At 71.8% G+C, this 13,340-nt stretch carries 16 protein-coding genes and 1 pseudogene; 5 read left to right on the forward strand and 12 right to left on the reverse strand.

All coding sequences use genetic code 11. From position 1 onward, the window contains the following. Positions 1-92 precede the first annotated feature (92 nt). The gene (locus tag ACFZDL_RS35660) at positions 93-881 is read right to left on the reverse strand and encodes a hypothetical protein (protein WP_353594599.1); all 789 of its coding nucleotides are present in this window, start codon (positions 879-881) and stop codon (positions 93-95) included. Positions 882-1,153: 272 nt separating this feature from the next. Between ACFZDL_RS35660 and ACFZDL_RS35665 the strand changes: the two genes are divergently transcribed. From ACFZDL_RS35665 to ACFZDL_RS35680, 4 genes and pseudogenes are all read left to right on the forward strand, one after another. Next, the gene (locus tag ACFZDL_RS35665; protein WP_353594600.1) at positions 1,154-2,404 is read left to right on the forward strand and encodes a glycosyltransferase family 4 protein; all 1,251 of its coding nucleotides are present in this window, start codon (positions 1,154-1,156) and stop codon (positions 2,402-2,404) included. After that, entirely contained in the window at positions 2,401-3,303 is a 903-nt protein-coding gene (locus ACFZDL_RS35670) for a hypothetical protein (RefSeq protein WP_353594601.1), read from the forward strand. The genes ACFZDL_RS35665 and ACFZDL_RS35670 overlap by 4 nt, the downstream gene beginning before the upstream one ends. Before the next feature lie 89 nt (positions 3,304-3,392). Next, positions 3,393-3,563 carry a hydrophobic protein gene (locus ACFZDL_RS35675; RefSeq protein WP_353594602.1) on the forward strand — a complete coding sequence of 57 codons (171 nt, stop codon included), beginning with the start codon at positions 3,393-3,395 and terminating at the stop codon, positions 3,561-3,563. Positions 3,564-3,643: 80 nt separating this feature from the next. Further along, a pseudogene (locus ACFZDL_RS35680) lies at positions 3,644-4,600 on the forward strand (helix-turn-helix transcriptional regulator); the annotation flags it as partial. Here the strand turns inward: ACFZDL_RS35680 and ctaD are convergent. From ctaD to gvpO, 9 genes are all read right to left on the reverse strand, one after another. Then, positions 4,572-6,284 carry a cytochrome c oxidase subunit I gene (ctaD, locus tag ACFZDL_RS35685; RefSeq protein ID WP_353594603.1) on the reverse strand — a complete coding sequence of 571 codons (1,713 nt, stop codon included), beginning with the start codon at positions 6,282-6,284 and terminating at the stop codon, positions 4,572-4,574. The pseudogene ACFZDL_RS35680 and the gene ctaD overlap by 29 nt on opposite strands. A gap of 90 nt (positions 6,285-6,374) precedes the next feature. Then, a complete protein-coding gene (locus tag ACFZDL_RS35690; RefSeq protein WP_353594604.1) occupies positions 6,375-6,653 on the reverse strand; it encodes a gas vesicle protein K in 279 nt (92 codons plus the stop codon). Beyond that, entirely contained in the window at positions 6,650-6,853 is a 204-nt protein-coding gene (locus tag ACFZDL_RS35695) for a gas vesicle protein (protein WP_353594605.1), read from the reverse strand. The genes ACFZDL_RS35690 and ACFZDL_RS35695 overlap by 4 nt, the downstream gene beginning before the upstream one ends. Further along, the gene (locus ACFZDL_RS35700) at positions 6,850-7,746 is read right to left on the reverse strand and encodes a GvpL/GvpF family gas vesicle protein (protein ID WP_353594606.1); all 897 of its coding nucleotides are present in this window, start codon (positions 7,744-7,746) and stop codon (positions 6,850-6,852) included. Before ACFZDL_RS35700 ends, ACFZDL_RS35695 begins: the two co-directional genes overlap by 4 nt. Then, positions 7,746-8,108: a gas vesicle protein GvpJ gene (locus ACFZDL_RS35705; protein ID WP_391193372.1), complete on the reverse strand. Its 363-nt coding sequence runs from the start codon at positions 8,106-8,108 to the stop codon at positions 7,746-7,748. The genes ACFZDL_RS35700 and ACFZDL_RS35705 overlap by 1 nt, the downstream gene beginning before the upstream one ends. Further along, positions 8,087-8,287 (reverse strand): gas vesicle protein GvpG, encoded by a 201-nt coding sequence (locus tag ACFZDL_RS35710; RefSeq protein ID WP_353594607.1) that lies wholly within the window; start codon positions 8,285-8,287, stop codon positions 8,087-8,089. The genes ACFZDL_RS35705 and ACFZDL_RS35710 overlap by 22 nt, the downstream gene beginning before the upstream one ends. Positions 8,288-8,299: 12 nt before the next feature. Then, complete coding sequence (locus tag ACFZDL_RS35715; RefSeq protein ID WP_353594608.1) at positions 8,300-9,019, reverse strand: GvpL/GvpF family gas vesicle protein; 720 nt, start codon at positions 9,017-9,019, stop codon at positions 8,300-8,302. Then, positions 9,016-9,480, reverse strand: a complete 465-nt coding sequence (locus ACFZDL_RS35720) for a gas vesicle structural protein GvpA (RefSeq protein ID WP_353594609.1) — start codon at positions 9,478-9,480, stop codon at positions 9,016-9,018. Before ACFZDL_RS35720 ends, ACFZDL_RS35715 begins: the two co-directional genes overlap by 4 nt. 57 nt (positions 9,481-9,537) lie before the next feature. After that, entirely contained in the window at positions 9,538-9,840 is a 303-nt protein-coding gene (gvpO, locus tag ACFZDL_RS35725; protein WP_353594610.1) for a gas vesicle protein GvpO, read from the reverse strand. A gap of 393 nt (positions 9,841-10,233) precedes the next feature. On the opposite strand from gvpO, the gene ACFZDL_RS35730 reads away from it, so the two are divergent. Further along, on the forward strand, positions 10,234-10,449 hold the full coding sequence (locus ACFZDL_RS35730) for a proteinase inhibitor I78 (protein ID WP_353594611.1): 216 nt from the start codon (positions 10,234-10,236) through the stop codon (positions 10,447-10,449). A 162-nt stretch (positions 10,450-10,611) separates the two neighbouring features. Here the strand turns inward: ACFZDL_RS35730 and ACFZDL_RS35735 are convergent, their stop codons facing one another. Further along, a complete protein-coding gene (locus ACFZDL_RS35735) occupies positions 10,612-11,643 on the reverse strand; it encodes a phosphatase PAP2 family protein (protein WP_353594612.1) in 1,032 nt (343 codons plus the stop codon). Between the two features lie 281 nt (positions 11,644-11,924). Next, complete coding sequence (locus tag ACFZDL_RS35740; protein WP_391193375.1) at positions 11,925-13,115, reverse strand: mannosyltransferase family protein; 1,191 nt, start codon at positions 13,113-13,115, stop codon at positions 11,925-11,927. Positions 13,116-13,340 lie beyond the last annotated feature (225 nt).

Consider the following 13,340-nt stretch of genomic DNA (forward strand, 5'->3'; position numbering starts at 1 on the left):
AACGACCCGGCCGCCCGTCGGATGCGGGATCGGCCGTGAATGGGCCGCGTGTACGAGGTCGGCGCGGCGGGGCACGGGCGCGCTCATGGGGATCAGGTGCCCGAGAGCGGCATGGCGGCGCCGACCAGGGCACCGCGCGCGGCGGCCCGGTCCAGGGCGGCGCGCAGCTGGTCCTCGCGCGGCTGGGTGCCGATGGTGCCGGCCGCGGCGGCGTAGAGCAGCACCTGCTGGGAGCGGCCGACGGCGGACCGCCAGCCGTCGCTGACCGGCATCGGGCGGTGGGCCTGCCACCACGCCACGGGCGCGCCGCCGCCGGGGGCCGGCATCAGTACGGCGTGCAGCTGCCCGGCGGCCAGCAGCACGGACCAGCCGGGGATGGGCGCCGGCGGCCGGCCGAGGTCGTACACCGGCAGGAAGCCCTGCTCGGTCAGGAGGGGCAGGAAGTCGTCGCCCGCGCCGCCGATGCCGGACCGGGCGATCGGCTCGGTCGGCTCGATGACGAGCGCGGGCCGCGCCTCGCCGCCCACCAGGACCACCCCGCTGGTGACGCCCAGCACCGCCTGGGTGTCGGGGGCGGGTGGCTCGGGGGCGGGCGGCGCGGCGTCCTCGGCGGTGATGGACCGCACGGCCCCGCGCAGCTGCTCCTCGGAGACCGGGACGACCTGGGAGGGGACGCAGGTGGCGTGCGCGAAGGCGAGCACCGCGGTCTCCTGGCCCACGAAGAGCACGGTGCTGGTGCGCTCCTGGTCGGTGTTCCCCGGCGTGCGGCAGGAGGTGCAGTCGTAGCTGCCCGGGGCGTTCTCGCCGGCCAGCAGCCGGTCGGCTTCTTCGTCGCCGATCTCGGCGCGTACGTCATCGCTGACGTCGAGCATGCGCGGCACGGGTGGCTCCTCGTATCGGTCCGTGGCACCGGGTGGTTTCCCGGCTCCATGTAGTCAACGGGCCATCCGCGGCTGGGTCACTGCACTTGAGGCTCTGATGAGCTAAGACCGGTAAAAGTTCCGCACGTTCGCTACCGATTTGACATATGTTCAAGAACAAGACGGTTATGGAGCCCAACCCAGCAACCGTTTCCCAGGTCTGACCCAGTGCTAGGCGGACGAGTGAGCCTGTCCGCGGGGAAACGGTGGGAAACGGTTGGATACCGGGACGGATGCATATCTCATTCCTGATTCACAACGCGTACGGGATCGGCGGGACGATCCGAACCACGTACAACCTCGCCCGCACGCTGGGCGAGCAGCACGACGTGGAGATCGTGTCGGTGTTCCGCCACCGTGACGTGCCGGTCTTCGACCCCGGCCCGAACGTGCGGCTCAGCCACCTTGTGGACATCCGCAAGAAGAGCCCGACGTACGAGGGGGCGGACCCCGAGCACGCCCGCCCCGCGCGGGTCTTCCCGAAGAGCGAGGGCCGGTACAAGCAGTACAGCCGGCTCACCGACCGGCGGATAGCCGAGCACCTGCGGCGGCTCGACGCCGATGTCGTGGTCGGCACCCGCCCCGGTCTGAACGTGCACATCGCCCGCGAGGCGCGCCGCGGTCCCGTGCGCGTCGGCCAGGAGCATCTGACCCTGAGCACCCATTCCAAGGCGCTGAAGCGGACGCTGCGCGGTGCGTACCCGCGGCTGGACGCGGTCACCACCGTCACCCAGGCGGACGCCGAGACCTACCGGGGCCAGATGCGGCTGCCGGGCGTACGTCTTGAGGCGGTGCCCAACAGCGTGCCCGAACCGGGTCTGGAGCCGGCCGACGGCACCGGCAAGTGGGTCGTGGCGGCCGGCAGGCTCGCCCCGGTGAAACGGTACGACCTGCTGATACGGGCCTTCGAGAAGGTCTGCGCGGCACGCCCCGACTGGCGGCTGCGGATCTACGGCGGCGGCGACCAGCGGGCCAAGCTGCGGGCCCTGATAGACCGGCTGGGCCTCTACAACCACATCTATCTGATGGGCCCCGCCAATCCCCTCGATCCGGAGTGGGCCAAGGGCTCGATCGCCGCCGTGACCTCCAGCATGGAGTCCTTCGGGATGACCATCGTGGAGGCGATGCGCTGCGGGCTCCCCGTGGTCTCCACCGACTGCCCGCACGGGCCCGCCGAGATCATCGACGACGGCGTGGACGGCCGTCTGGTCCCCACCGGAGACGTCGACGCCATCGCCACGGCCCTCCTGGACCTGATCAACGACGACGAGCTGCGGCAGCGGATGGGCCAAGAGGCGCTGAAGCGCTCCGCCCGCTTCGACCCGTCCCAGGTGGCCGGGCACTACGAATCGCTCTTCGCCGACCTCGTGGGGCGCGGGGCCGTGCGCGGCACCCTGCACCGCGCCCGCGGGACCCTCCTCAGCGGTGTCTTCGCGACCAAGGACGCGGGCCGCTCCATGCTCGCAAAGGGGCGTGCCGCATGAGCGACGCGAACACGGACACCACGTTCGCCCCGCCGCGCGCCGACTGCGTGGCGGACTCCGCCGGCGGGCTCACCTTCCACGTCACCGACTGGGTCCGCCCCGGGCCGGACGCCGACCCGGACGCCGGCCGGGGCTCCGACCCGGACGCCGCGCTGGTGCTGGTGCGCCGGGGCGCGGACCCCGGCCCCGAGGGCGAGGTGCGGCTGCCGCTGGTGCCCACCGAGGACGGCAGGCTGCAGGCCGCCCTGCCGAGCACCGTGCCGCTGCCTGAGGGGCGCTGGGACGTCCATATGGCCCTCGGCGAGGCCGAACCGCAGCGGCTCGCGCCGGGCCTGAACGATCTGCGCTCGCTCGTGGACCGCAGGCCGGGCCCCAGCACCTCGCCGACGGCCGTCCGCATCCCGTACCCGACCAAGCACGGCAACCTCTCGCTGCGCAGCTGGCTCCGCGCCCCGCACGCCGAGGCGGGGGAGCTGCGGGTGGAGGGCGGCGGGCTGGTGGTGCGCGGCCGGCTGTACGGGGTGGAGCGCCCGGCCCGGTGGTCGGCCGGCGCGGTCGCCGAGGCCCGCTTCCGGCCCGACCCTTCGCGGGTGTGGACGGGGCAGCTCGACCTGAACGGAGGGGACGGCGCGGACGGCGCGGAGTTCTCCTTCACACTGCCGCTCGCGGAGTTGGCGGACGGCTGGAAGGGGGGCGAGGAGGCGTGGGACCTGTGGCTGCGCCCGGCCGACCCGGACGCGGCCCCGGCGCGGCTGGCGCGGATCCTGGACGACGTCCCGGACAAGAAGGAGATCTTCACCTACCCCGCACAGCCCGTCGCCGCCCCGCACGGCACCGCGAAGGCCGGTCCTTACTACACCGTCAACAACGATCTGGCGGTGCGCGTCGAGAGTGCCTAGCGAGCGCGGGAGATCCTTCCCCGGCAGGACGGTATTAATCTGGGCATAAGCTCCCCAGAAGGGGAACTCGCACCGTGGAGGTGTGAACGATGATTCCTGTTCTTCTGGTCCTGCTTCTCGCGGTGGTCCTGTTCGGGATCGGGTTCGCCGTCAAGGCGCTGTGGTGGATCGCGCTCGCGGTCCTGGTGGTCTGGCTGCTCGGCTTCCTGTTCCACAGCACCGGGGCGTCCGGCCGCCGGACCCACTGGTACCGCTGGTGAGCGGTGCCATCAGCGGCTGATGCCGCTCTCCCGGCCGCCGAGGACACTCGTTGTCCTCGGCGGCTGGCACACTCGGCGCCATGTTGGAGACCTCTGCGCGCCTGCTCCGCCTGCTGTCCCTTCTGCAGGCCCACCGCGAGTGGTCCGGCGGCGAGCTCGCCGACCGCCTCGGGGTGACCACGCGCACCGTGCGCCGCGACATCGACCGGCTGCGCGAGCTCGGCTATCCCGTGCACTCCAGCCCCGGGACGGCCGGCGGCTATCAGCTCGGCCCCGGCGCGCAGCTGCCGCCGCTGCTGCTCGACGACGAGGAGGCGGTGGCGGTCGCGGTCGGGCTGCGCCAGGCGGCCGGCGGCGGGGTGGAGGGCATCGAGGAGACGTCGGTGCGCGCACTCGCCAAGCTGGAGCAGGTGCTGCCGGACCGGCTGCGCCGCCGGGTGAGCGCGCTGAGCGCCTTCACCGTGCCCATGCTGGGCGGATTCCCCGGCTCCGCCGTCGACCCGGCGGTGCTGACCGAGCTGGCGAACGCCTGCCGGGACTGCCATCAGCTGCGCTTCGAGTACCGCGACCACGGTGGCACCGTCAGCCGCCGCACCGCGGAGCCGCACCGGCTGGTGGCCGCGCAGCGCCGCTGGTACCTCGTCGCCTGGGATGTGGACCGGGGCGACTGGCGTACGTTCCGGGCCGACCGCATCACCCCGACGCCGCCGCACGGCCCGCGCTTCGCCCCGCGCCGGCCGCCCGCCGAGGACCTGGCCGAGTACGTCCGCGAGGGCGTGTCCACCACCGTGTACGCCGAGAAGGCCACCGTGCTGCTGCGGGTGTCCGCCGAGCGGGCGGCCGAGCGCGTCCCGCCGGCGGCCGGGATGCTGGAGCCGGTCGACGAGCACAGCTGTCTGCTGCACGCCGGGGCCGGGAGCCTGAGCGTCATGGTGGTTCATATCGCCATGCTGGGGCTGGATTTCGAGGTCCGGGAGCCGCCCGAGCTGAACGAGCACATCCGGGAGCTCAGGGACCGCCTGGCTCGGGCCCTGGGCTGACCGAGCCCTTCGGCTTCAGCTGCTGGTCCTGCTCCTCGCCCTGGACGAACCGCGGGTGGTGCAGATCGAAGGCGGGGGACTCGGAGCGGATGCGGGGCAGCGCGCGGAAGTTGTGCCGGGGCGGCGGGCAGGAGGTCGCCCACTCCAGGGAGCGGCCGTACCCCCAGGGGTCGTCGACCGTCACCTCGGTGCCGTACCTGCCGGTCTTCCAGACGTTGTAGAGGAACGGGAGGGTCGACAGGCCCAGCAGGAAGGAGCCGATGGAGGAGACGGTGTTGAGCGCGGTGAAGCCGTCGGCCGCCAGATAGTCGGCGTAGCGGCGCGGCATGCCCTCGGCACCCAGCCAGTGGTGCACCAGGAAGGTGGTGTGGAAGCCGGTGAACAGCGTCCAGAAGTGGATCCGGGCGAGCCGTTCGTCGAGCAGTTTCCCGGTGAATTTCGGCCACCAGAAGTAGAAGCCCGCGAACGTCGCGAAGGTCACCGTGCCGAAGACGACGTAGTGGAAATGGCCCACCACGAAGTAGGTGTCGGTGACGTGGAAATCCATCGGCGGCGACGCCAGGATCACCCCGGTCAGCCCCCCGAACAGAAAGCTGACGAGAAAGCCGACCGCCCAGAGCATCGGCGACTCGAAGGACACCGAGCCGCCCAGCATCGTGCCGATCCAGTTGAAGAACTTCACCCCGGTCGGCACCGCGATCAGGAAGGACAGCAGCGAGAAGAAAGGCAGCAGCACCGCGCCGGTCGCGAACATATGGTGTGCCCACACCATCATCGACAGCGCCGTGATGGCGATCGTCGCGCCGATCAGCGTCACATAGCCGAACACCGGCTTACGGGAGAAGACCGGAATGATCTCGGTGATGATGCCGAAGAACGGCAGCGCGATGATGTACACCTCGGGGTGGCCGAAGAACCAGAAAAGGTGCTGCCACAGCAGCGCGCCGCCGAACCGGGCGTCGAAGACCACCGCCCCGAACCGCCGGTCCGCCTCCAGGCACAGCAGCGCCGCCGCCAGCACCGGGAACGCCATCAGGATCATGATCGAGGTGAAGAGGGTGTTCCAGGTGAAGATCGGCATCCGGAACATCGTCATGCCGGGGGCGCGCATCGTGATGATGGTCGTCAGGAAGTTCACCGCGCCGAGGATGGTGCCGAACCCCGCCAGCGCGAGCCCCATGATCCACATATCGGCGCCCACGCCCGGGGTGCGGACCGCGCTGTTGAGCGGGGCGTACGCGGTCCAGCCGTAGTCCGGGCCACCCCCGGGCAGCGCCAGGCCGCACAGCACGATCACCCCGCCGAACAGGAACAGCCAGTACGAGAGCATGTTCAGACGCGGAAAGGCCACGTCCGGCGCGCCGATCTGCAGCGGCATGATCTCGTTGGCGAACCCCGCGAAGGCCGGCGTCGCGAACAGCAGCAGCATGATCGTGCCGTGCATGGTGAACGCCTGGTTGTACGCCTCGTTCGACATCAGCTGCATCCCGGGCCTGGCCAGCTCGGCGCGCATCACCATCGCCAGCGCCCCCGCCACCAGGAAGAAGCCGAAGGCGGTGATCAGATACAGATGCCCGATCTTCTTGTGGTCCGTGGTGGTCAGCCAGTTCACCAGCACCTGGCCCACGCCCGGTCCCCGCGCCGGTCCGGCAGCCGCCTCCTGTGCGGTCTCCGTCCCCATCGGCGCTCCTTTTGGGTTATTTCGGTGGCATCTGGGCTGTGGCCATGATGCGCACGACGGGCGCGCGGGCGCGAGGGTGCCCCCTCCGCATCACTCGGTCGGCGGCAACAGCGGCCCGAGTGGCCCAAGGTCCAGGTTGAGGTCCGACCGCCCGATGCCGTAGCGCTCGCACAGCTCGCCCATGCGGTCCTCCAGCAGCATCAGGGTCAGCCCGATCCGCTCCTCCTGGTCCTCCGTCAGACCGCCCTGATCAACCCGGCGCAGCGCCTGCCGCTCCATGAGCTGGCGCAGCAGCTCGACGACCGTCAGCACCAGCCGCATCAGATCGCGCTCGACGTTCTCCCGGTCCAGTTCCAGCTCGCGGGTCACGGCTCCTCCCAGGGAGACGGCACGTTCTCGCTCACCGAGCTGATGAGCGCGCGCAGATCGATGCGTACGAGGTCGACGTCGGCGATCCGCAGGGTGAGGTCGCCGACCACCACCACCCCGCCCGCGAGCAGCCGGTCCAGCAGATCCACCAGGGCGACGGGCCGCTGGGCGAGGGGGCTGCTGGTCGTCACGGCCGTCATGACGCCGCCCGGGGCTCGTCCGCCGGTTCGGGGGCCACGAAGGAGTACGGCGCCCAGGGGCCGGTCAGCTCCACCCGCAGCCCCACCACCCGGCCGGCCAGCTCGCGCACCCGCGCCGCGAAGTCCGCGCTGTGCTCATGCGGCACCAGATACGCGGCGTTGAGCACATTGCGGTCCGCCACGCCGGACAGCCGCGCGTCCTGCGGAGGGTGCAGCCGGGCGCGTTCGGCGAGCCCGGCGAGTGTGTCGTGCACCAGGCGCGCGCCGTCCTCCGTGCGCTGCCACCGCTGCTCGTGCGCCCGCCGCTCCGCGCTGCGCCGGCGCAGGTACTCGCGGCCCGAGACCGCTTTGGAGACGGCTCCCGAAGGCGTTTGGGAGGGCACCCGGGAAGGTGCGTTCCCGGGTGCCCCAGCCGGTGCTTCGGCGAGTCCTTCAGCGGATGCTTCAGCGGATGCTTTGGCGGAAGCGCCGGCCGCCGTGTCCTCGCCGGCCGGCCCCGCGTACACCTTGACGCCCCATTCGACCCGGCCCTCCAGCCGGTCAAGCGCCGCCGTGAACCGTGCCCGCCCCTCCTCCAGCATCCGCCGCAGCCCCTCCTCGCCCCGGCAGACGGTGGCCAGCCCCACCGGCACCACGCACCCGACGGCGCCCGCCGCGTTCACCACCCGCTGATGCGCGCGGGCGACGTCCTCCAGCCAGGCCATGTCCTCGAGCCGGGTGCGCAGCGGCCCTTCCTCGAACTCCTCGGCCGGCACCGGGCTCGCCAGCACCGCCAGCCCGAGATGGCGCACGGCACGCACCGGGCCGCCCGCGACGCCGCTCACCCCCGGCGGTACGGGCCCCGGCGCCCCGGTGTCCCGGACGATTCCGTACGCGTACTCCAGCTCCCGCATCACGGCCGCTCCTTCCCGCTGTCGTTCCCGCCGTCTCCCGGCGCGTCGAGCTCATGGCCGCGGGCGCGCGAGGACAGGGCCGGGTCGCGCTCCCACCAGTCGATGCCCATCTCCTTCGCCTTGTCGACGGAGGCCACGACCAGCCGCAATTTGATCGTGAGAAGTTCGATGTCGAGCAGGTTGATACGGATGTCGCCTGCGATGACCACACCCTTGTCCAGGACGCGCTCCAGGATGTCGGCCAGGTTGGCCGAGCTCTCGCCGCGGCCCGCCAGCCCGTACGAGCCCGACGGACCGTAGTCCGGCGAGCGATGGCCGGACGCCCCGTACGGCGCGGTGGTCAGCGGATCCCGTTCGCCCATCGCTGCGCCTCCTCCAGTCGGTCGAGCAGCTCGTCCTCCCGCCGCTCGAACTCCTCCTCGTCGATCAGCCCTTCCTCCGCCAGCGTCACCAGGTCGGACAGCGCCGCCTGGATGTTCGCGGGGTTGTAGTACTCCCGCTCGGCCTGCGCGAGGAGCTGCCGCAGCACCCAGCCGATCACCGGCGGCCCTGTTTACGACTCGACGAAGCTGTACGGCGGCAGCGGGCCGTGGACGCTCAGCCGCAACCGCGGATGCGCCCGCTCCAGCTCGGCCACCGCCTCGGTCAGCGCGCCCCCGGCGTCCTTGCCCACCAGGAACGACAGGTTCACGAACCAGCCGCTGCCCTCCGGCCCGGACCGCACCTCCTCGGCGGCCGGCGCCAGCGCCTTCTCGACGAGCCCCGCGTCGCGTACCTCACGCGCCTGCACGGCACCCGCCATCAGCTCGCCGAAGCGCAGCCGCTGCTCGTAGGTGCCCCCGCCCGCGGCCCGGTTGGCCTCGGCCATCGCCCGCAGCTCGGGCTCCTCGGCGAGCACCTGGTGGAGCACCGCGTCCTCGTCGTGCACCGCCTTGACGTTGTACTCCACGCGGTGCGCCAGACGCCGCAGCTGGGCCCGGTAGCGGTCGGCCTGTTCGGCCAGCACACCGCGTACGTCCTCGTCGCTGCGCGAGATGCTGCCGAACCGCATCGGCAGCACGGCCCGGCCGTCGCCCACCTCGGTCAGCACATGCTGGTGGGCGAGCAGATCGCGCCGCTTGGGCCGGAGCCGTTCGGGGCAGTCGCTGACGATCGCCGACAACTCGCCCTCGCTCAGGGTGCGCACGGGCCTCGGCGGATCACCGACGCCCAGGAGCTCGTCATCCAGCTCCGGGAGCGCGCCCTCCGCTATCCCGTAGACATAGGTGCTCACTCGCCCTCCTCCTTCTTCGCCGCGGCCTTACGGGCGGCCGGGCGCCGACCGCGGCCCTGCGACTCCTCCTCGGCTTCCTCCTCCTTGCCCGTGGGCCGGAGCGCGTCGGTGACGGAGTGGGCCGCCTTCGCGACGGTCTGCCCCGCCCCGGAGAGCGCGCCCTTGGTCTTGCTGCGCGCCGCGCTCTCGGTGGTGCCGTCCAGCAGCTCGGGCAGGCCGGCTGACTTGTTGGGTCCGGCCTCCAGGTCTAGGCGGTTACAGGCCTCGGCGAACCGGAGGTAGGTGTCCACGCTCGCCACCACGACCCGGACGTCGATCTTGAGGATCTCGATGCCGACCAGCGAGACGCGGATGAACGCGTCAATCACCAGTCCTCGGTCGAGAATCAGCTCGAGGACGTCGTACAGGCCGCTGGTGCCGCCTCCGCTCCTGGTCTGCTGTGCCGGGACAACGGTGGTCATGTCGGTGTCTTCCTCTCGTGGCCGGCCGGGCCGTTCCCCGGGCGCCGCGACGATGCGTCAGCCACGGTCGCTCCGCCCTCGTTCGTAGCGGCGGACGCGGCGGTAGCCGGTGAGCAGACCGTCCGGGTCGAGGGTCACCTCGTACAAGGCCATCAGGCTCATCGTCTCGGGCACCCGGGCGAGCTCCACCACTTCGGCGTCGAGCATCCAGCCCTCCTCGGTCCGCTCCAGGCGCGGCAGCGCCTCGGGGTACAGACCCGTCAGCTCGGCGAACTGTTCGCAGGCGGCGCGCATGAGCCCCGCAGGCGTCAGTCCGCCCTTCGCCGTCTTCTTACCGGTCTCATCGGATGTGTCTGTCATGTGTGCCTCGGTGCGCCGGGTACCGCGCCCGGCCGGGGGCAAACCTGTGGCTGTGGACTCGGCCAGTTTGTGGCGGAATTGTGTATTCCGGTGGCGTGGGAGGATGATTTCCGCCGGGGCTCGGGAATTTACCCGGGAGTTGCTGTGAGCCCGTCTCCACCAATACCGCAGCGGCGTCAAAGGAAGCGATTCGCCGGAGATACCGGAGGAAACTCGCCGTCACCTTCGTGCCGTCAACACGGAACACGTACGAGTGACGGAGAACGAAGGAAACCCGGGCGTGTTTTCTGTGACACAAGTGTGACCAGTGGGGGACGCGGTACGGGTGAGCCTGTGTCAGCGGGCTGGGAGAGCCGGGTTTCACCGCCGTGCCCCGGCGCATACGGTGGCGTCATGGCACCTGTACCGACGCCCTCCCCGGAACCCGACGACGACCTCGACAGCTATGTGGGCCTCGACGCCCGGACCGCCCAGGAGCGCGCTCATGAGCGGGGCTGGAGCACCGTGCGCGCGCTTCCGACGGGCGCGATCATCACCATGGAGTACCTGCGGGGCAGGATCAACTTCGAAGTGGCCGACGACACCGTCAAACGCTGCTGGAAGGGGTGACGGTGGCGGGGCGCACCCGCCGAGGCGGCCGATACGGCGACGGCCCCGGACGCTCGGCGGGAGCGTCCGGGGCCGTCGGTGCGATCGGTGCGATCGGTGGGCGGCGGGGCCGGGGGAGAGGTGTGCGTACCGTCCCCGCGGGCCCGTGGGCCCAGCCGCGGGTCAGCCGCCGGTGCTGGCCGGGCGCCCGCGGCCCGCGGCCGGGCCCAGCGGCGCCGTGGCGCGCGGCACCCGGTCGGCGTGCGGCGGGCGGCGGCTGCCGCCCGGGGTGCCCCGCTCGGTGCGGATCGGATGCGGCCGCAGCGGATGGTGCGGCCGGCCCTCGGACAGGTGCGCCGTGACACCGTTCGGCCGGCCGCCGACGCCCACCGTCTCGCGGGCCGGCAGCTCGTCGTCGTGCGCCGCGCGGGGGGTGGCCAGGGCCGAACCGGCCACCGGCCGCGAGAGCGGCTGCGGCGCCGGCGCCCGGTACTCGCGCACCTTGCGGTACAGGGCCCGCAGCAGCACCTCGGCGCGCGCCATGGCCGGCTCCAGCCACGGCAGCGCCAGCAGCACCAGCACCCCGGCCGCCCAGCCGAGCACCACGTCGCTGACCCAGTGGGTGCCGAGGTAGACGGTGGTCATGCCGACGCCGAAGGCGAAGATCGCCGCGATGACCGAGGCGACCCTGCGGGCCCGGGGAGTGGTTGCCAGATAGGCCAGCACACCCCAGGTGACCACCGCGTTCGCGGTGTGACCCGAAGGAAATATATCGCCGTTGCCCCACATTTCGTTGGAGCCGACGGTGGTCGCGTAGTGCGGCCCGAGCCTGCCGAAGCCGAGCTTGACGGAGCCCACGGTGATGTTGAGCAGCAGCAGGGAGGTCCCCAGCACGATCAGCGGGCGCAGGGTGCGCTGCTTGTAGCAGCACCAGCCCATCCAGGCGGTCACCGCCACCGCGGTGGGGCCGCGCTGGCCCATGACCACGAAGTAGTCCAGGAAGGTGTGGATCTCCGGCCAGTGCTTGTACGGCCGGAACAGCATGACCTGCCAGTCGAGCTGGACCAGCCACGAGGTGGTGAGCACCCCGATCACGGTCGCCGCGTACACAGCGAGGGTGGACCCGAGCAGCCAGCGGCGTGTCCGGGTCATGCGCGGTCGCGCCAGATCGGTCGGGCGCCCCTTCACCTGAGGGAGCTTGTCATCGGTACGCACTCAATCGACGTTACATTGCGTGACAGGCCGCATCGGTCGATCACGTCGCTTTGTGATGACGATGTGATGTGGAGTGGGTCTCGTCCCGGGTTTTTGAACTCGCCATTCAGTCGGAAATCCGCGGGTGGTCGCGGCTTTTCGGGAGCCGCCTTCCCGAGGCGGCTCCCGGACTTCTTTATGGAATTCTTACAGGGTCGTTTATCGGCGATTAGCCGGGGCGTTCCTCGGAGTTTCCCCGGCCGTCGCCCGGCGGGCGAGCCGGCCGAAGCGCTCCGGCCTGCTCACGGCGGCCCCGTCCCGTTCAGCCAGAAGGCCCCGTACGCCGCCGAGGCGAGCCCCACCGAGGCCAGGATCAGCGCGGCCCTGGCCGTACGCAGGCGCGCGAGGGCGGCCGCGAGGGGAAGCAGGATCGGGAAGGCGGGGAGCAGCAGCCGCGGCTTGGAGCCGAAATAGCCCTTCGCGGTCAGCGCGAGGGTCAGTACCACCCCGGCGTACACCAGCAGCGGCAGCGGTTCGCGCCGCCGCACGCACCGGATGAACACCCAGATCAGCAGGGCCACGCCGAGCACCAGCCCCAGCCCGGCCGGGAAGCCCGGCCCCGCCAGCAGGTCCCAGGTGAAGCGCGCGAAGGCCACACCGCCGTCGAATCCGTTCCGCCAGCCGCCCTGGACGTCGAGATAGCCCGTGACGCTGCCGGTCCGCACCCCCACCCACGCCACATAGCCCAGCCAGCCGAGCGGCGCGAGGGCCACGCCCAGCAGCATCCGCCGGTGCTCCGGGTGCCATGCGAGACGCCACCGCCCACCGGGCAGCAGGGCCACGGCCGCCGTGACCCACACCGCCGCGATCACCGCCGCCCCCACCGGCCGGGTCAGCCCGGCCAGTGCGGCGAGCGATCCGGCCCCCACCCACCGCCCGGTGAGCAGCGCGTACACCGCCCAGGCGGCCAGCGCGGTGAACAGCGACTCGGAGTACGCCATCGACTGCACGATGCCGACGGGCAGCACCGCCCACAGCACGACCAGCGCCGTGCCCACGCGCCGCCCGCGCAGCCGGTCGCCGATCGCGAAGATCCCCCACGCGGCGAACAGCGACGCGACCCAGCTCACCGCCAGGCCCGCGGCGGCGGCGTCCAGCGGGGTCAGGGCCGAGATCAGCCGCTCCAGCCAGGGCAGCAGCGGGAAGAAGGCCAGATCGGAGTGGACCGAGCCGTCGGGCAGCCGGAGCGTGTAGCCGTAGCCGTGCTCGGCGACGCGCGAGTACCAGACGGAGTCCCAGCGCGCGGAGAGCAGCGTGGACCAGCTCTTGCCCGCCGACTCCGCCCAGATCGCGAGAACCACGACGCCCAGCAGCCGCGTCCCCGCATACGCCAGGAGCGCCGGAGCGGCCCGGCGCAGCATCACGGGAACCGCGCGGCCCGCCCGTACGTCGTGTTTTCCGGCCGGGGCGTCGGCCTGGACGAGTTCGGTCACGGACCCGATTATCCAGATGACCTGGGTGGTCGACCGGCGCCGCCGGGCGCGGGCGGTGCGAGCGGGCGGGCGGGGCGGCACGGCACGGGACGAGGCGCGGGGAGCGGAACGGGGGCCGGGGCGTGCGGGAGAAAACGGGAGGGACAAATGGGGGACACCGGAACGTACGCCTTCGTTCACCCCTGCGACGTGGGTCTCATCATGGGACGGGCCACACGACCCGCG

Origin of the sequence: Streptomyces sp. NPDC007917, from assembly GCF_042959105.1 — a bacterium.
Taxonomy (GTDB): Bacteria; Actinomycetota; Actinomycetes; order Streptomycetales; family Streptomycetaceae; genus Streptomyces.

Excerpts from the sequence above, each read along its gene's own strand:
- ACFZDL_RS35675 (WP_353594602.1), top strand. The coding sequence starts at position 3,393 with ATGATTCCTGTTCTTCTGGTCCTGCTTCTCGCGGTGGTCCTGTTCGGG.
- ACFZDL_RS35730 (WP_353594611.1), top strand. The coding sequence starts at position 10,234 with ATGGCACCTGTACCGACGCCCTCCCCGGAACCCGACGACGACCTCGAC.
- ctaD (WP_353594603.1), bottom strand. The coding sequence starts at position 6,284 with ATGGGGACGGAGACCGCACAGGAGGCGGCTGCCGGACCGGCGCGGGGA.
- ACFZDL_RS35665 (WP_353594600.1), top strand. The coding sequence starts at position 1,154 with ATGCATATCTCATTCCTGATTCACAACGCGTACGGGATCGGCGGGACG.
- ACFZDL_RS35705 (WP_391193372.1), bottom strand. The coding sequence starts at position 8,108 with ATGGGCGAACGGGATCCGCTGACCACCGCGCCGTACGGGGCGTCCGGC.
- ACFZDL_RS35700 (WP_353594606.1), bottom strand. The coding sequence starts at position 7,746 with ATGCGGGAGCTGGAGTACGCGTACGGAATCGTCCGGGACACCGGGGCG.
- gvpO (WP_353594610.1), bottom strand. The coding sequence starts at position 9,840 with ATGACAGACACATCCGATGAGACCGGTAAGAAGACGGCGAAGGGCGGA.
- ACFZDL_RS35670 (WP_353594601.1), top strand. The coding sequence starts at position 2,401 with ATGAGCGACGCGAACACGGACACCACGTTCGCCCCGCCGCGCGCCGAC.
- ACFZDL_RS35720 (WP_353594609.1), bottom strand. The coding sequence starts at position 9,480 with ATGACCACCGTTGTCCCGGCACAGCAGACCAGGAGCGGAGGCGGCACC.
- ACFZDL_RS35695 (WP_353594605.1), bottom strand. The coding sequence starts at position 6,853 with ATGACGGCCGTGACGACCAGCAGCCCCCTCGCCCAGCGGCCCGTCGCC.